This is a genomic window from Vulcanococcus limneticus LL (assembly GCF_002252705.1).
GTDB lineage: Bacteria > Cyanobacteriota > Cyanobacteriia > PCC-6307 > Cyanobiaceae > Vulcanococcus > Vulcanococcus limneticus.
Map to the genome: position 1 here is coordinate 1 of NZ_NQLA01000057.1, position 16,796 is coordinate 16,796.

Genomic DNA, 16,796 nt, shown 5'->3' on the forward strand with positions numbered 1-16,796 from the left:
CACGTCGGTACATGTGGAAAACTTTGGTCGGCAATTTGGCCGTAACAGGCCGATTTGCGCACATTTTACCGGCAGAAGCTGCTCAGATCCATTGCGGTGCAGGAGATCTGGCGTTTCTCAGGAGGCCCTACCTAATGAAGAAGTTGCTTGCTTGGCAATGGGCTGGCTATCCGAGGTTCCACGCCAGCCGTGCGAACCTGCTGTTGCACATAGTGGCTGTGCCTGTGTTTCTCGCTGGTAACGTAGTCCTGCTCATCTCGTTGGTTCGCTTCTCCTCGGTCTTGCTTGTGGTCGGCGCAGCCAGTACAGGGCTTGGCCTGGCACTTCAGGGTAGAGGGCACAAGTTGGAGGCCCTGCCGCCAGAGCCCTTCACCAGTATTGGCAATGCAGTCGCTCGCATCCTTTTGGAGCAATGGGTTACCTTCCCTCGCTTCGTCCTGTCCGGGGGCTGGTCTCGCGCCTTGCGCAGTGCGGCCTAACAACTCGCGCAACCCCCACTGCGGGTAGATTACCTCGAACGTTAGTCATTCGCTGGATGAGCTCTGTTCACGCTAGGCAAGGTTGTTCCTTGGGGCTGTTCGTTCGAGGAGTCCTCTGCCATGTTTTCACTGGCCGAGGCTGATATGGCAGGCCGTATCCTTGGCTGGGGAGATGGGCCCGCAAACTTCAATGCAGAATCTACTAGAAGAGGGGCAAATGCTGTATCATGCGATCCAGCCTTTTCATTCGGCAACGCCGATGTCGAAGCTCGTGTTTCTGCTACTTATGGGTAAGTGATTGGGCAGGCTAGGCAGAAGCAGAATGAGTTCATCTGGGAAGTAATTACATCGGTCTAACGGCTCGGAAAAGTGTGCATGGCCGCATTGCAAGCTTTCTTGGATGACCATCCAGCCTGTCTTATTGAGGGTAGATTCCTGAGCTTGCATTTGCCATCTCTTCCGTTTCCTGACGGCGATTTCGACTTGGCACTTTGCTCGTATCTTCTTTTCTTGTTGAGCCAGCAGCTGAACGAGGCGTTTCATCAATCCTCGCTGCTGGAGCTATGCCGCGTTGCTCAAGAAGTCAGGGCGTTTCCACCTCTTGCCTTGGGCGGCGAGAGTTCGCCTCATCTTGAAGGGGGTATTGAGATGCTGCGTGCGGCTGGACACACGGTGTCGATTCAGCGGGTGAACGACGAGTTCCAGGGAGGCGCCTGCGAAATGCTGCGGATTCAATGCGCTGATGGCTAGTATGAATAGTCAGTAGGCGGCTCTAATGGTGCTTGCTGGTTGCGTAGGACTACTGCCCCGCTTCTTATCTTGGGCATTCGACTGAAACACATGCCCATCGATCGAGCCAAAGATGCCAACAGCTGATGCCGAAGTCCGTACCGTACTTGAAGAATGGGCTGAGGCAACACGGCTGGGTCGAAGGGACGAAATCCTGAAGCACCACTCAGCGAACCTGGTGATCTTCGATGTATTGCCTCCAATGATGTATGCAGGTGCTGAAGCCTACAAGCGTAGTTGGGACGAGTGGCAGCCAGGCACACAGGGGGAGGCTGTGTTCAATCTTGAGAATCTGACCATCACTGCCTGTAGCGACGTCGCTTTCGCCCACAGCTTCATTCGCTGCGGTGGCACATTGCCTGACGGGACAACGTTTCAGGACTTGGTGCGGGCGACGTTCTGCCTAAGAAAGGTCGATGGCTCATGGTTGGTTGAGCACCAGCATGTGTCTAAGCCCTACGTGAATTCGTGAACAACGTGCTCCCGCTGACGCGTAACATCAAGCCATAGAAAATGGGAGCGGATCGCGTCGCCAATGCCTAAGCCACTGCCCGCTTCTGATCCTGAGCGTTAGCCCCCTTCTATCTCGGCGTCAGACCAGGCCAGCAGCGGTGTGTCATAGCCCAGCCTCAGCGGGTGCTTGGGGTCACCTGCGGTAGTCAGTCTGAAGTGCTGGATGGGCTTGCCTGATGAGGTGAGGGCATCGATGAGTGCAGCGAACGCATCCAGGAGCTGGGGCGGCACCTTCGTGGTCTTCCCCCAGCACGGTACGAGGATATCGGCGTCCTCGATGATGCTGCTGAGGTGGTCGCCGATCTCGGGCCCGTAAGGGTCTTCGACCGTGGCGAGTTGCTTCACATCGGTGGCGCGGTACGCGAACACGTTGCCAACGATGAAGCGGCTGCCTCCCCATGTCTTGGTGAAGCCGATCCACTTGCGCACTGTGGCGTCATCCCGGTTGGCGTCTGCGGTGCTTGGGTTGATGCCAAAGAAGGCGTACACCGGCCCTTCCATGGCGACAGTGCGTTCCAGCCGGTAGCGGTACAAGCCGCACGGGCTGATGATGGCGCTCATGGTTGTTCTTTCTGGTTGTGTCCGCATCGGGCTTCGGGCGGCGGGGCTCCATGGGCTTGCTGCTGACACCCCGCCTCGCTGATGCCCTGAGTGTCGCTGTGCGGATGCTGTTCGGCAGATCTCAGCGTTCTGTCATAAAGCTCGATCGACACAGCAGGCAGCCCTTACCCTCAGTCTGTACCAGTCGAATCGCACTGGGAAATCCCTCCTCTGGCATCTCGATGAACATCCGCCTCCCACGTACCGCTGCCCTGCTGGGTCCTGGCCTTCTGCTGTTCTCGGCGTTGGCTCCGTTTCACCAGGCTGCGTCCGCCGAGACGCTGGTGTGAGCCGCTGGCCGCTGCAAGCTGGAGCGAGGGGGGATTCAGCTCTTCAATGGCCACTGCAGCTTCAAGCACAAGGCGGCCGGTGGCACCGATGCCTTTGTGGTGAAGCTCGATGACGGCACCGACTTCAACTTCTCTGGTCCCAACCCTCAGGCCCTGCAACTGCAGACTTACTCCGGGATCGTGAACGTGCGCCACAACGTCAAGCCCGACCATGATCTGTTTCTGTGGAACACAGACGGGGGAGACCATCGCCTCTCGGTGAGGCTCGACAGCGTGCAGAACCCCGACGCGACCTTCGAGGACAGGCCCCAGAAGGTGACCAACGCAACCCTGGCCGGTGTCGCGCTGGGTGGGCTGATCGGCGCCCTGATCGCCGGATCGAGCAAGGGCGGCAGCAGCGAACCCGCTCGGGTGGGGGCCCCAGTGAGTTCACTGCAGTCACTGGTGGGTGTCAGGGGCGCCAGTGCCGAGAGCGAGATCACCAGCAAGGGTTACACCTACCGGGGTGGTGATCAGATCGGCGACAGTGCCTTCTCCTACTGGCAGCAGCCCCGCACCAAGAACTGCGTGGCGGTGCGCACCACCGACGGACGCTATCAGTCGATCACCTACACCGAACCCAGCAAGTGCAGGTGATCGCCTGAGCGCTCAGGCCATGATCGCCCTGGCCGCCGCTCCTCCAGACGGCGGCCTTGGGCTTGACCTGTGAAATCCAGAACGACATCGGCCGCCTTCAAGCAAGCCATGGAATCCATGGGAGGCCTGCAAAAGCCAGTCCGACCGCGAGCCAATGGGCCTGCCAGTGCAGGACATGGCAGGTGAATGAATTCCAGCGTCTCGTGATCCTCCTGTCTCTCGCAAAACGTGGACTCAAGCACTGCTGAGTGGAGCACGTGGAGCCGCAAGCCAACTGTATGAATCGGAATCCAATTATATCTCGGCTATCTGGCAATCTTCTTTGCCACATGGGTCATCAATAAGGTCGATTATAATCGGATTGGCGAGAGTGCGCTAACCACAAAGCTGTGGTACGCATTCCCAACCCTTTTCGGATCCGCGTTCCTTGTGGTTGCCATCACGGTCCTGGGATGGTGGCGCATGGTTCTGTTCGACAAGACGAAATCCGGCCCCCGATGGGCGTGGGCGCTTCCCATCGCTATGGCGGGGATCATTGCGATGAATTTCTTGGCTGCTACGTCGAAACAGCCCAGGTTTGAGCTTCTTTCCTGGTCAATGCTCGGAGCCGTGGGGGTTGGATTCGGCGAGGAAATGATTACTCGAGGAAGTATGATTGTGGGTCTCCGAAGCCGTTTTAGCGAAGGCAAGGTATGGCTGATCAGCACCCTCTTGTTTTCCGCGCTTCATATTCCCAGTGTCCTATTCGGATTTCCTCTATGGGCCATGCCGGTACAGGTGCTGTTGACATTCATCATGGGGAGTGGCTTCTACGCCATTCGCCGGGTGTCTGGCACTCTGATCGTGTCTATGGTTCTCCATGGGCTTTGGGACAGCGCCCTATTCCTTAATGACGCTGTTGGTGGAGAATCCTCCTCCATCCAATACGCCGTGTACCCCATCGCGATCATCTGCGTAGTCGCAGTCCTTCTTTGGGGGCGGAATGCGCAAGCCCAGCATGGGTGCCTTCGGGCTTGATGCTGCCCCTAGCCTCTGTTCCTGAGGTCGCCTAGCATTGAGTTCCGGCGGGCGGTGCCAACGACATCTGATGTGTGCATAGCGATCTTCTCCACCGAAAGGAATGCCATGGCAACTCAGTTTATTCGGCCGAAGGACAATCCCTGGAAACTGAAGACTCCTCCAGGCACTTCCGAGTACACGATGCACACGGACGAGAAGGACGGGAGGGCGATACTTGTCTGCACTGTCGGCAAAGCTGTCCTTCACTACGATGCAAAGTGCATAGACGATCTCCACACCATGCTCAAGCAGGCAGGTGATTGGGTTGAACTCGGTGGCACTGACGAGCAAAAGCCAGCCAAAGACGGCACCGTTGAAGCCTGGGGCCGTTCAGAGAGCAATCCAGTTGGCGGCTGGTATGGGCCGAAGAAGGGCCTCCGCGGGCGCTTTGGTGTTTACATCCCGCCCCTGATGGAAGAGCTGGGCCTGTGCGAGCTTGAGCACAATCCCAGAAACAACCGAATGCGCGCTAAGTGAGTGCTGCGACGCCTGGCATCACGAGTCAGCGGGCCGTGTCACAATCCATGATGTGTACAGAGCCCCTTACATCGCTGAAATTGTGGGCTAGCCAGATTGGGGCCTTTGAAAGATGAATTTCGGGCGCATCGATACTGGGCGCAAGAGTGTGTCTGAACAGCTCCACGCGAATGGGGCGCTGCTAGGTGTCTCCTTGCAGCAGTTCTGGCAATGGGCAGGTTCGGATCTCATCAGCAACTCACAGCGCGGGATCCTTGCTGAGTTTCTTGTAGCGCATGCGCTGGGAGTCGATAGCGGTGTTCGCACCGAGTGGGATGCCTCTACAAACACCTCTGCTACAGAGGCAGCCAAGCCAGCAGACGTCTATGTCTTCGCCGTGCATGTCCACATCGTCAGGCATCGATTGCTCCGCTCAACGTGAATCAGTGGGAGTTCTATGTCCTCGCTACGCCTGTTCTCGACCAAGAGTGCGGTGGCCAAAAGAGAATCTCCTTAGGCACGCTTCAGAGGCTCTGCCCAAGAGTGGTGCCCTTTGAGGGCCTCGCCGATGCCGTACTAATGGCAGACAGTTCCCATTGATCTATGCTTGCGAGTGCTGCCTAACGCTCATGATCAGCTGCGGCATGAACTTCCCTGCCGTCATGGCGAGTGTTTGATCGGCCTGCTGAATCCTGGTGTTAGGTGGCGCAGTCTCTGAATTCGTGGCTACGCTTCTCCAGTCGCCAATCCTATTGCGATGAGCACAGAGAATTCTGAGATTGAAGCCGTAGAGCAGGCGCTTCGATCTGCAATGCTTGCGAGCGACCTGGCCGCACTTGATGGCTTGGTTGATGATGCTCTTCTCTTTGTTGGTCCAGACGGGAGCGTTCTATCGAAAGACAGTGATCTGAGCCTATATCGCTCTGGCGAGCAAAGAATAGCTACGCTGGACTTTCAGGGTCAGCAGATACGAGTTGGGGATGCGGTGGCCTCCGTCACTGTCTTGGCCTTCGTTTCCGGTGTGCACAGGGGCCATGCCTTTGAGGGTTGGTTTCGTTATCTGCGCGTCTGGCACCGAACGCCAACTGGTTGGAGGGTTATCGCCGGTAGCGTGTCTGCTTCACAGGGGTAGCGTCGTTGCCCCCAGTGACGCCTAACCCCCCTTGTTCAGCAAATGCCATCTGGGACTCTGGATCTGCTAGAGCCCATCAGGTACTGCCACTCTCTTGTATCAAGTTCCAGTACCTGGGTCGACAATGCTGGTGAATCCTCTGAGGCGCAGTTCGCCGCTGATCCCAGGCGTGGTGATGAACCTGTGTAGGGCTGTCCTGTTCGTGCTGTCGAGAGAGCGATGCAGGTGGAGAAGCCGGTGTCGATGCCACTGTCTGGTCTGACTCTGCATTCTACTGGCGGAGTAGGGATATGTGCTTTGATTCTTGTGGTTCTATTCTCGGCCTGTTATGCATCTCATCTCAGTGGTCTTCAGATCAGTCTTCCATGGCTTGACGTGCTCGCTTCAGAAGTAATGAGCTACCTGTGGGAAGATCGGTTTCTCGACGCTGTTTCCAAGCTGCTTGCCTCCAAATCAGTGTGATTGGCCACTGTTGCTGATTTCTGTCTGTGTGAGGACGTGGTTCTGGGTTGATTCCTGAACGCCAGCCTTCTCTCCTCAACGGCCTGTTCGCGCCCTGTTGCTCGGGCCTGCTTGCCATGGCCCAGCCTTTCACATAGCCTCCGCGCGAACCGCCCGTGGACACCTGTAGGCCGGTCTGGCCCATCTGGCCCATCTGGCCCAGCCAGAGGCCCATGGGTTCATGTCTTGGGAGTCTGATGGTGGAGGCTGAATGCGCACAGTATTGACGGCGCTCGGCTGGCTCTTTCTTGGGGCCGATTTGGTCGCGTTGTTGTTCTTTCTGAGCTGGTCTCTCACGGCCAGTTCTCGAGATGGTGAGATCGCCTATGCAATCGTAGCTCTGTTGTTAACTCTGGCTTTGGTTGGGGTGGGTGGTGGACTGTTGATCTTCAGCGCCAAGCGCAAGTCACTGTTGGGGCTTTGGTGTTCGACGCTCCTTTTGGGTGCTCCGCCTGTGACTGCCGTCAGCCTGAGAATCATCAACTCCCTGTAGGGCACCGCCGTGGCGCTGGTTTCTCCCGGCTGATCGGTTGTGCCGTTGTGGCCGGCCGGCGCTATGTAGACGCCATGGAGTTCCCCCCGCCCCCTGCCGCGCCTGCCAGCTGCCAGGCGCAGATCCTGCAGGTGCTGGCCACGATCACGGCCCGCAACCTCTCCACCCTGCAGGGCCCGCCCCTCAACGCCTTCCTCAGCCTCAATCCCTCGGCCGTGGATCAGGCTGCCGCCCTCGATCGCGCCCGGGCCGTCGGCACCCCTGCCGGCCCCCTCCACTGCCTGCCCCTGGCGGTGAAGGACAACATCGACACCGTGGATCTGCCATCGACCGTGGGCTCCCTGGCCCTGCTCGGCAACCAGCCCTCCGCCGATGCGCCGATGGTGGTCCGGCTGCGGGCGGCCGGTGCCATCGTGGTGGGCAAGACCAACATGGATGCCTTCGCCTTCGGCATCCGCGGCCTCTCGGGATCCGGCGGCCGGGTGGGGAACGCCTACGACCAGGCCCTTAGCTCTGGTGGCTCCTCGGCGGGATCGGGGGTGGCCGTGGGGGCCGGGTTCGTGCCCCTGGCCCTGGGCAGCGACAACTGCGGCTCGCTGCGCATCCCGGCTGTGTACAACGGCGCCGTGTCGCTGCGGCCCACCCAGGAGCGCTTCGATGCCACCGGCCTGTTCCCGATCGGTTTCGTGAATGGCACCCCGGGCCTGATTGCCCGCGACGTTCCCCTGCTGGAGCGGGGTCTGGCCGTGATCGGGTCCGACTGGCGCTCCCAGCGGGCCACCGCCTCCGGCGCGCTGGTGGGCCGGCGCGTGGGTGTGCTGGTGGCGGCTGGCCGGGAGGCCCTGGGCCCCACCGATCCCCAGGCAGCCCGGCAGCTGGATCGGGCCCGCCAGTTACTGGTTACGGCCGGCGCCGAGCTGGTGGAGGGGGTGCGGCTGGCGGACTTCGACACCCGCCTCGATGGGAGCTTCGTGAAGGGCTCGGCCGCCCGCATCGATGCCCTGCTGGCGCGCTATCCGGCGCCGCGCCGCAGCTGGAGCGAGATCTGCGGTTCCGGCCGCATTCCGCCGGAGTGGAGCCCGGCCGAATGCCGCAGCCTGTTCTCCAGTGATCCGTTGGCGGAGCGGCGGGCCCTGCGGCGCATGGCCGCCAACCGCCAGCTGGTGCAGGAGCAGCTCCGCCGCCAGCGGCTGGACGCCCTTCTCTACCTCACCGATCGTCAGGGCGCCGCCCGGGCCCAGCCCTCCAGCCGCCTCACCTGCTGGGTAGCCAGCCTCGCGGGGTTGCCGGCCCTGGCCCTGCCCATCGGCCTCGACGGCCGCGGTCTGCCGGTGGGGGTGGAGCTGCTGGGGCCGGCCGGCGCCGACGAGCAGCTGGTGGCGATGGCGGCCCAGCTTGAGCAGCGGCGCGGACCCCTGTCGCCGCCGTCGCTGCCCCCCGCCGACCCCCGCCTGGCGGCCCTGGGACCCACGGACCAGAACCGGATCGCCCTCACCCTCGGCTGGCTGGCCGACAGCAGCCGGCGCGGCGCGGCCCTGGGTGACCTGGAACCGGCCCGGTTCCGGTCGCTCACGCAGGCCCTGGTGCACCGCTGGCCACTGCCCTGGGGCCAGCCCCTGGAGCGGGGCACTCCTGCACCTGCGCCATGACCCTGGTCGATTGGCCATCTCCCAGGCCGCGCCTTCTTGCTCAAGGTCCACGCCAAGGCATGCTGATGTGTCGCTCAAGATTCCAGGGCCTGGGTGAATTCCTTCACCGCCAGATGGGCCAGCTTCTTGATCAGAAATCCTCTGACGATCACAGGGACTAGCCTGATCATGGCTTCTCGGCTTCCGCCTCCGATGCGTGCTCCTTTCGCTGCAACCGCCGCTGGCCTCCTGGTGATCAGTCTCCCGGCTGGCGGTGCCTTGGCCCAAGCAGCAATCCAGACTGAGAGGGTCACATTCCGGGCCGGAGCCGAGTCCGCCCTGATCAAGGGCCCGCTCAAGGGCGACCAGACCGTCGACTACAAACTACGTGCTGGCGCTGGTCAGACGCTGACGGTGGATCTCAAGGGCTCCAATCCGCAGAACTATTTCAACGTGCTGGCGGCCGGTACTGACAACGCCCTGTTCATCGGCAGCAGCTCTGGCAACCGCTTTCGTGGACTGCTGCCCAGTGATGGCGATGTCACGGTGAGGGTGTATCTGATGCGCCCGGCGGCGCGGCGCAATGAATCGAGCACCTACAGCCTGCGCGTGGGGGCCACCGGGACTCCCCTCGCACCCGTGCCAGCGTCCCGCGATGCCCTGATTCCAGGCACGCCGTATCACGCCGCCGCGCAGGTTCCCTGTGTCTCCGGCAGCAGTGCCCAGGCCGCCAGGTGCAAGGCCTCCGTGATCCGCCGCGTCAACAACAGCGCCACGGTGGTGCTGACGAATCCCGAGGGCCAGAAGCGTCAGTTCCTGTTCGTCAAGGGCAAGGCCGTCGCCTCGGATCAGCCCGAGAAGCTGGCGGTGCAGCGGCGCGGTGACGTGTCGGTGCTCACGTTGGGGCAGAACTTCGAGCGTTACGACATTCCCGACGCCCTGGTGGTGGGCGGCTGAGCCCCAGCTGCAGGACGCAAGGTCGGCGCGAGCAATGGTGGCGCGTCACCAGCGCCCTTGCTGCACCACAGCCAGCTGGAGGTTGCCTGGAGGCTTGCTTGACGTTGGTGATCCAGTGGCTTGCTGCCCAGATGAGTTCTGGTAGGCTCTGAATCTATGGTATAGAAATACAAATGGAGTCCGATTCGCGGGGTGACTCTCCAGGGCCCGGTGGGGACTCCGCCAAGGGATCGAGTGGATCTCTGGCGGCAAAGCTTCAGATCGCCGTGGCGATCATGGTGCCCTTTTTCGGGGTGGTCAACACATCCCAGTCCCAGTATCTCCAGGGACAGCTTCAGGAGATGAAGCAGGAGTCTGAGCGAAAACAGCGATTCGCGAGCAGCATTCAGTCGCAACTCGAAAACCTCACGGGTCGCAATCCCGTGAAGGCCAAGCTGGCCCTGGCTAGTTTGTATGCGCTGGCCAAGGATGAAACCGACAAGGCAATTCTCTTCACGGTGGCGATCAGCAGTGGCAGTCAGGAGCTGAGGGACGAGATGGCTGACCTGGTTCTGGAGGATGTCGCGGCCTCGCCCGAATTCAAAGAGCAGATAAGGCTGAAGCTCGGCCGAATGCTCGCCATTGCCGTCGAGGGCTCCAGCCTGGATCCCGTTGGGGCGCTTCCAGCCAAGGAGATGGGGACTGAACAGCGGATGCTGGAGCGCCTGACGCGCGATCAGGGGGTGCTAACCGGTTGGATCGATCTGGGGGCGCTGGCCACGGGGAGTGGAGCACCTTTGGAAGCGCGGGGTACGGCAGTGCCTGTGCCCCCGGTGCGGGGCAGCGAGGTCACCCTGACCAGATCCGTCGATCTGTGGGAATCCGCGCCGAACGGCCAGCGGCCCGGCCGCATGACGGGCCGTGTGGCCCAAGGTTCCAGGGTCGCGATCGAGGACATCCGGAGACGTCCCCGCGCTGGTTCGACTGATGCCGTGTGGGCGAAGATCACCGTTCGCGGTTGAGTGCCGCTGCCCCACGGCCCGACCCGGATGGCCAGGCCAGGGCCCTGTCCCTGGGGGAAGCGTGCGAGGGCCAGGGATGATGGGGGATTGGTCCCATCGCGTCCCATGAACATCGACGGCCAGGCCTGGCGCACCATTGGCCTGGAGGAAGGCGGACGCTCGGTCTGGGTGATCGACCAGACCCAATTGCCCCACCGCTTCACGACCCGCTCGATCAGCTCGGCGGATGAAGCAGCCGAGGCGATCGCCACGATGGTGGTGCGGGGTGCCCCCCTCATCGGCGTGACCGGGGCCTATGGGCTGATGCTGGCCCTGCAGGCGGACCCCAGTGACGCCTGCCTTGGGGCGGCCTTTGACCAGCTCAACGCCACCCGGCCCACGGCGGTGAACCTGCGCTGGGCCCTGGAGCGGGTGCGCGCCAAGGTGGCGCCGTTGCCGCTCGAGCAGCGGGCCGAAGCGGCCCAGGCCGAGGCGGGCGCCATCGCCGACGAGGACGTGGCCATGTGCGAGGCCATCGGCGACCACGGCCTGGCCATCTTCCAGGAGCTGGCGGCGGCCCGGCCCACCGAGCGCCAGGGCCAGCCCTTCAACGTGCTCACCCACTGCAACGCCGGCTGGCTCGCCACCGTCGACTGGGGCACGGCCCTGGCGCCGATCTACAAGGCCCACCGCGCCGGCCTCAACATCCACGTGTGGGTGGATGAGACCCGCCCCCGCAACCAGGGCGCCAGCCTCACCGCCTACGAACTGGGCCGCGAGGGCGTGCCCCACACCGTGATTGTGGACAACGCCGGCGGCCACCTGATGCAGCACGGCCAGGTGGATGCCGTGATCGTCGGCACCGACCGCACCACTCGCACAGGTGACGTGTGCAACAAGATCGGCACCTACCTCAAGGCCCTGGCCGCCCACGACAACGGCGTGCCCTTCTACGTGGCCCTGCCCGCCTCCACCATCGACTGGTCGATCGCCGATGGCGTGGCCGGGATCCCGATCGAGGCCCGCAGCGCCCTGGAGGTGACCCACCTGCAGGGCCGCGCCCCCGATGGCGCCATCACCACGGTGCAGCTCACGCCCGATGGCAGCCCCGGCTTCAATCCCGCCTTCGATGTGACCCCCGCCCGGCTGGTGACCGCCCTGATCACGGAGCGCGGCGTGGCGCCCGCCACCGAGGAGGGCCTGAAGGCCCTCTACGCCGAGCCCCTGGCGGCTCAGTAGTTCCTCAGCCGGCCGTCCACCCTCACCGTCAGGGCTGGCGTCACGGTGAGATCGAGCAGGTACCCGCCCCGGAGTTCGATGTAGCCCTGCTCGCCGGTGTCGATCCAGCGCCGGCCGGCGCGGAAGCGCAGCCGCACCCCGGATTCGCCGCTGGGCCTCACCTGCAGCGACCGCCGCTCGGCGGGTCCGAGGCGACCGAGGAACTGGCGGAAGCCCTGGCCCGAGATCTCCAGGGCGTTCAAGGTCCTGCCGGAGCGGTTGTCGATGCTGATCCGGGGCGCGGAGTTCGGCCAGGGCAACGCCGCGCAGCCCGCCAGCAGGCTCGCCAACACACCCGCCAGGGCGAGACCACGGCCCAGGCCCGCCCGGCTCACAGGGTGGGTTTGAGCAGATTGATGCGCTCGCCCGAGGCGTCGGGCTGGAGCGTGAGGGTGGAGTAGGTCCAGGTGCCGCCGGCCTGGCGGGCCTCCACGTAGAGGGTGCCATTGCCCCTGGAACCCTCCAGGGGTATGGCCAGGCTGGCCCGGCCCGTGCTGCCGGAGCGGTGGATGTTGCCAGACACGATGAAGCCACCGCGGATCGGTGTGCCCAGCCGGCTGATCACCAGGGGATCGGCCTGGGCCCTCGCCAGGGCTTGCTTGTAGGGCGTGGATGCCTTGACCAGCCCGAACACGAAGCTGATGATCAGGGCGATAAAGCCCACCACGCCGGCCACGGCCGAGAGGCAGCCCGTCGGAACCACCCATTTCCAGTTGCGGCCCCACCAGTTGGGGGGTGGTTTTGGCTCCATCGATCCACTCTGGCACCGGTCCTTGGGACAGGGCCACGGCTTTCAGGGGTGATGTGCTTGCGAAACAGGGGCGCCACCTTTATGGTCCCGCTCCCCAGACACCGCGCGCTGACGGCGGGTCCACCTGCAAGTGGTGACGTGACGTGCTGGATTGTGCCGCGCTGTTCATCTCTGATCTCCATCTCGGCTCCAACCAGTGCGAGGCCCGGCAGCTGAGCCAGTTCCTGGGCCTGATCCGCCCGCGGGTGCTCTATCTGGTGGGCGATGTCATCGATCTGGAGGCCATCCGCATCAATGCCCATGTGAGTGAACGCTTCCTGACCGATTGGGTGGATCGGCTGATGGACGGCAGCGCTGCCGATCCTTTGGAGAAGGCTTGCATCGGCTCCCGGAAGTTGTTGCGCAACAGCCATCTGCAGGTGCTCCAGGACCTGCGCGATCTTGTCCGCGGCGGGGTGCGGCTGGTCTACGTGCCGGGCAACCACGATGCCTACCTGCGCAAGTACGCCGGCCTGGACACCGATCACTTCGCCATCCGCCGTGAGGACGTCTACACCGCACCCGATGGTCGGCGCCTGCTGGTGCGCCATGGCGATGAGTACGACGGGGTGATCCAACTGCATGAACAGCTGGCGGGTCACCTGATTCGGGTTCAGGAGCAGTACAGCCAGCTGATCCAGTGGTTTCGCAGTGCCGGCGAGGTGATCCGGCCCGCCGCACCCCTCGCCAGCTGGAATCCCGAGGCGATCCTGCAGGGCGCCGTGGAGATCTTGGCCGAGCCGTGGGTCTGGCCGGTGCCCGCGCCCCGGGGGCTCCGGAGCTCCCCCTTCTCGCTCGCCTTTGCCCTGGAGCGGGCGATCAAGACCCGCACCGGCCACGATCGGGTGCTGAAGCGGTTGATGACCCAGCACCTGTTCCGCGAGAACCGCTCCGGCCAGCGCCTCGCCGGCCTGATCAATGGCCACACCCACATTCCCGAGGTCACGTCCTTCGAGGCGCCCCCGGAGGCCGGCGCGGATCCTTTGGCGCCCTGTCACATCACCACCTACAACGACGGCAGCTGGGCCCGCAGCCAACGCCAGCTGGGTCGTACCGCCCTGGTGGTGGCCCACGACGGCACCATCGGCATGATCCGCTTCGACCGCAAAGTGGGCATCGTGCCCTTCCGGCCGCCGCGCTTTCCTTTCAACAGCTATCCGCTGCGTCCCTGCTCGGTGTGCGGAGCGCCGGTGGCGGATCTCGCCAAAGCCGAGGGGTCTGCTGCTCTGCCGGATCCCGGCATCGGTGAGCTCCTGGCCCTGGTCCGGGGCTTGGCCTGGCCTGAGCGGAGTCACATCCGGTCATGACCCGCTGGGCCGGGGTCATCCCACAGGCACAGGCCCTGGTCAGCCTGGAGGCACTGCCCCAAGCCCGCCGACCGCCCCCCGGATGCTGCCTGACCTCCTGCGCCGGACCGCCCCGACCAGCGGCTCCTCGCCCGGTTCGCCCCCAGGGTCACCCCCTGGGCCACCGTTACCCGGCTCACCAGCCTCGCCGCCGCCGCCAGCGGCCCTGGGCCCCCTGGCGGCGCGGCGCCGCTGGCTGATCGCCGCGCTTCTGCTGACCCTGGGGCTCGGGGGCACCAGCCTGTTCGTCTGGCGCGAGCTGCAGCGGCGCGGCCGGCTGGCGGAGCTTGTGGCCCAGAGCGCCCTTGTGGTGCGCCGGCCGGTGCTGCTCAAGGTCACGGCGGCTGGCTCGATCCGGCCCACCACGCCCGTGAACATCAGCCCCAAGCAGCCGGGCCGCCTCAGCCAGCTGCTGGTGGATCAGGGCGATGGGGTACGCGCCGGCCAGGTGCTGGCCCGCATGGACGACAGCAACCTGCGCGGGCCGTTGCTGCGGGCCCAGGGGGGCGTGGCGGCGGCCCAGGCCGCGCTGCAGCAGCGGCTGGTGGGCAACCGCAGCCAGGACATCGAGCAGGCCCAGCGCAACCTGCAGATCGCCCAGGCGGACCGGCTCGCCGTGCGCACCGCCTACCTGAGCAACCGCCAGCTCTACGGCTCCGGCGCCATCGCCCGCGTCACCTATGAGGCCAGCCGCGCCCAGGATCTGGCGGCCGAGGCCCGCGTCCGGGGCCAGCAGGCCCAGCTGAATCTGCAGCGCACCGGCAGCCGCCCCGAGGAGATCGCCGCCGCCCGGGCCCAGCTGCTGCAGGCCCAGGGTGAACTGGCCACCGTGCGGGCCCAGCTGGAGGACACGGTGATCCGGGCCCCCTTCAGCGGCGTGGTGACCCAGAAGTATGCGGATGTGGGCGCCTTCGTGACGCCCACCACGTCCGCCAGCGCCACCAGTTCGGCCACCTCGTCGTCGATCCTGGCGCTGGCCAGCACCTTGGAGGCGGTGGCCTCGGTGGCCGAGGTGGATGTGGGCGCCATCCGCGAAGGACAGCCGGTGGAGCTGCAGGTGGATGCCTTCCCGCGGCGGGTGTTCCGCGGCCGGGTGCGCCTGGTGGCGCCAGAGGCGGTGGTGGAGCAGAACGTCACCAGCTTCCAGGTGCGCATCGCCCTCGATCCGGAGGCCCGCCGGCTGCTGCGCTCGGGCATGAACCTCACGGCCAACGTGCTGGTGGGCCAGCGGCCCGAGGCGCTGCTGATCCCCACCGCGGCGATCGTGAGCCAGGAGGGCGGCACTGGCGTGTTCGTGCTCACCAGGCAGGGCCGGCCGCGCTTTCGGCCCGTGCGGGTGGGGGCCACCGTGGGCATCGAGACCGAGGCCCTCAGCGGGGTGGCCGAGGGCGATCGGGTGCTGCTCACGCTGCCGGGTCGACGCCGCCCCAACGACCGCCCGGTGCGCGCCAACTCGCCCTTCAGCCAGAACGGTGGCGGCCGCGGCACCGGTGGTGGCCGGCTGCCCCGCTGATGGCCTCGCTCCTGGAGATGGTGGCCCTGGCCTGGGGGTCGCTGCTGGCCAACCGGCTGCGCTCGCTGCTCACCATGCTCGGCGTGATCATCGGCATCGCGGCGGTGATCGCCATGGTCACCCTCGGCCGTGGCGCCCAGCTGCAGACCGAGAGCCAGCTCAAGTCGCTGGGCTCGAACCTGCTGTTCGTGCAGAGCGGCGCGGCGGTGGGCGCTGGCCCCGCCTCCCGCGGTGCCGGCTCGGCCACCACCCTCACCTGGGACGATGCCCGCGCCATCGCGGCGGCCGCCCCCGCCGTGGCGGCGGTGGCCCCGGCCCTGAGCCAGCGCAACCAGGTGGTGCTGGCGGATCGCAACACCAACACCACGATCGTGGGCAGCACGCCGGACTACGCCCTGGTGCGGGATTTCCTGCCGCTCACGGGCCGCTTCTTCAACGGGGCGGAACTCCAGCAGGGGGCGCGGGTGGCGCTGCTCGGCCAGACCGTGGTGGACAGCCTGGGCCAGACGGCAGAGGGCGTGCTGGGTCGCGACGTGCGCATCCGCGGCGAGGCCTTCCGGGTGATCGGCACCCTGGAGTTCAAGGGCAGCACCGGCTTCCGCGATCAGGACGACCAGGTGCTCATTCCCCTCACCACCATGGCGGCGCGCCTGGTGGGGGTGAATGCCACGGCCGGCATCGCCGTCGACAGCATCGCCGTGTCGGCACGGACGCCGGCGGCGATGGCGGCGGCCGAGTATCAGATCACCAACCTGCTGCGGTTGCGCCACCGCATCGTGCCGCCCCGTGAGGACGATTTTCTGATCCGCAACCAGGCCGATCTGGTGAGTGCCTCCAATTCCGTGGCGGGCATCTTCACGGCCCTGCTGGGGGGATCGGCCGCCATCTCGCTGCTGGTGGGTGGCATTGGCATCATGAACATCATGCTGGTGTCGGTGAGTGAACGCACCCGCGAGATCGGCATCCGCCGCGCCATCGGTGCCCGCCAGAGCGACATCCTGCGCCAGTTCCTGATCGAGGCGATGGTGCTCTCCCTGGCGGGGGGAATCCTGGGGGTGCTGCTGGGGGTGGGGGCGTCGCTGGCGATCAACGCCGCCTTCGGCTGGAGTGCCGGTGTGGCGATGGATGCGGTGGGCTGGTCGCTGGGTTTCTGCCTGCTGATCGGCGTGTTCTTCGGCGGCTATCCGGCCCGCAAGGCCGCCCGGCTGGATCCGATGGCCGCCCTGCGCAGTGAGTGATGCTGCGACCGCTCAATCTGTTAGGGAAACTCTGGACAATAGAGGCTTGAGTGCCCGCTTAGATCAGCCAATATTCTTTAAGCCTGGATTGGCCTCTAGCGTCGCAAGCTGGTGGCTC

18 protein-coding genes are annotated in these 16,796 nt (G+C 64.6%); 15 read left to right on the plus strand and 3 right to left on the minus strand.

The features are described from left to right. The 3 genes from CJZ98_RS19160 to CJZ98_RS15260 all read left to right on the plus strand — a co-directional run. Positions 1–479, plus strand: a 479-nt coding sequence (locus CJZ98_RS19160; RefSeq protein WP_232756518.1) for a hypothetical protein, incomplete at its 5' end; no start/stop codon positions are given. 375 nt (positions 480–854) lie between these two features. Then, positions 855–1,229 carry a hypothetical protein gene (locus CJZ98_RS18900; RefSeq protein ID WP_198537867.1) on the plus strand — a complete coding sequence of 125 codons (375 nt, stop codon included), beginning with the start codon at positions 855–857 and terminating at the stop codon, positions 1,227–1,229. A 112-nt stretch (positions 1,230–1,341) separates the two neighbouring features. Then, the gene (locus CJZ98_RS15260) at positions 1,342–1,740 is read left to right on the plus strand and encodes a YybH family protein (RefSeq protein ID WP_094591985.1); all 399 of its coding nucleotides are present in this window, start codon (positions 1,342–1,344) and stop codon (positions 1,738–1,740) included. Positions 1,741–1,838: 98 nt separating this feature from the next. Here CJZ98_RS15260 and CJZ98_RS15265 read toward each other — a convergent pair whose 3' ends face one another. Beyond that, complete coding sequence (locus CJZ98_RS15265; RefSeq protein ID WP_094591986.1) at positions 1,839–2,342, minus strand: DUF1643 domain-containing protein; 504 nt, start codon at positions 2,340–2,342, stop codon at positions 1,839–1,841. Between the two features lie 428 nt (positions 2,343–2,770). On the opposite strand from CJZ98_RS15265, the gene CJZ98_RS15270 reads away from it, so the two are divergent. The 9 genes from CJZ98_RS15270 to mtnA all read left to right on the plus strand — a co-directional run bounded on the left by CJZ98_RS15270 (position 2,771) and on the right by mtnA (position 11,752). Next, complete coding sequence (locus CJZ98_RS15270; protein ID WP_232756519.1) at positions 2,771–3,307, plus strand: hypothetical protein; 537 nt, start codon at positions 2,771–2,773, stop codon at positions 3,305–3,307. 462 nt (positions 3,308–3,769) lie between these two features. Beyond that, positions 3,770–4,324: a CPBP family intramembrane glutamic endopeptidase gene (locus CJZ98_RS15275; RefSeq protein WP_157911027.1), complete on the plus strand. Its 555-nt coding sequence runs from the start codon at positions 3,770–3,772 to the stop codon at positions 4,322–4,324. Positions 4,325–4,432: 108 nt separating this feature from the next. After that, positions 4,433–4,843 carry a DUF6855 family protein gene (locus CJZ98_RS15280; RefSeq protein WP_094591999.1) on the plus strand — a complete coding sequence of 137 codons (411 nt, stop codon included), beginning with the start codon at positions 4,433–4,435 and terminating at the stop codon, positions 4,841–4,843. A gap of 193 nt (positions 4,844–5,036) precedes the next feature. Further along, positions 5,037–5,264 carry a hypothetical protein gene (locus CJZ98_RS18485; RefSeq protein ID WP_232756520.1) on the plus strand — a complete coding sequence of 76 codons (228 nt, stop codon included), beginning with the start codon at positions 5,037–5,039 and terminating at the stop codon, positions 5,262–5,264. A gap of 315 nt (positions 5,265–5,579) precedes the next feature. Then, entirely contained in the window at positions 5,580–5,954 is a 375-nt protein-coding gene (locus CJZ98_RS19580; protein WP_094591988.1) for a nuclear transport factor 2 family protein, read from the plus strand. Positions 5,955–7,022: 1,068 nt separating this feature from the next. Continuing rightward, positions 7,023–8,597, plus strand: a complete 1,575-nt coding sequence (locus CJZ98_RS15295; protein WP_094591990.1) for an amidase — start codon at positions 7,023–7,025, stop codon at positions 8,595–8,597. Positions 8,598–8,855: 258 nt separating this feature from the next. Beyond that, positions 8,856–9,533, plus strand: coding sequence for a hypothetical protein (locus CJZ98_RS15300; protein WP_157911030.1), 678 nt, complete (start codon positions 8,856–8,858; stop codon positions 9,531–9,533). Between the two features lie 266 nt (positions 9,534–9,799). Then, positions 9,800–10,534, plus strand: coding sequence for a hypothetical protein (locus CJZ98_RS15305; protein ID WP_094591992.1), 735 nt, complete (start codon positions 9,800–9,802; stop codon positions 10,532–10,534). 105 nt (positions 10,535–10,639) lie between these two features. Continuing rightward, a complete protein-coding gene (mtnA, locus tag CJZ98_RS15310; RefSeq protein WP_094591993.1) occupies positions 10,640–11,752 on the plus strand; it encodes an S-methyl-5-thioribose-1-phosphate isomerase in 1,113 nt (370 codons plus the stop codon). On the opposite strand, the gene CJZ98_RS15315 is transcribed toward mtnA, so the two are convergent. Further along, positions 11,746–12,126, minus strand: a complete 381-nt coding sequence (locus CJZ98_RS15315; RefSeq protein ID WP_094591994.1) for a hypothetical protein — start codon at positions 12,124–12,126, stop codon at positions 11,746–11,748. The genes mtnA and CJZ98_RS15315 overlap by 7 nt on opposite strands. Beyond that, on the minus strand, positions 12,123–12,542 hold the full coding sequence (locus tag CJZ98_RS15320) for a cytochrome c oxidase assembly factor Coa1 family protein (protein WP_094591995.1): 420 nt from the start codon (positions 12,540–12,542) through the stop codon (positions 12,123–12,125). Before CJZ98_RS15320 ends, CJZ98_RS15315 begins: the two co-directional genes overlap by 4 nt. Positions 12,543–12,685: 143 nt before the next feature. Between CJZ98_RS15320 and CJZ98_RS15325 the strand changes: the two genes are divergently transcribed. The 3 genes from CJZ98_RS15325 to CJZ98_RS15335 all read left to right on the plus strand — a co-directional run bounded on the left by CJZ98_RS15325 (position 12,686) and on the right by CJZ98_RS15335 (position 16,678). Beyond that, positions 12,686–13,888: a UDP-2,3-diacylglucosamine diphosphatase gene (locus tag CJZ98_RS15325; protein WP_094591996.1), complete on the plus strand. Its 1,203-nt coding sequence runs from the start codon at positions 12,686–12,688 to the stop codon at positions 13,886–13,888. An 82-nt stretch (positions 13,889–13,970) separates the two neighbouring features. After that, complete coding sequence (locus tag CJZ98_RS15330) at positions 13,971–15,440, plus strand: efflux RND transporter periplasmic adaptor subunit (RefSeq protein ID WP_094591997.1); 1,470 nt, start codon at positions 13,971–13,973, stop codon at positions 15,438–15,440. Then, a complete protein-coding gene (locus CJZ98_RS15335) occupies positions 15,440–16,678 on the plus strand; it encodes an ABC transporter permease (protein ID WP_094591998.1) in 1,239 nt (412 codons plus the stop codon). Before CJZ98_RS15330 ends, CJZ98_RS15335 begins: the two co-directional genes overlap by 1 nt. Positions 16,679–16,796: the final 118 nt, after the last annotated feature.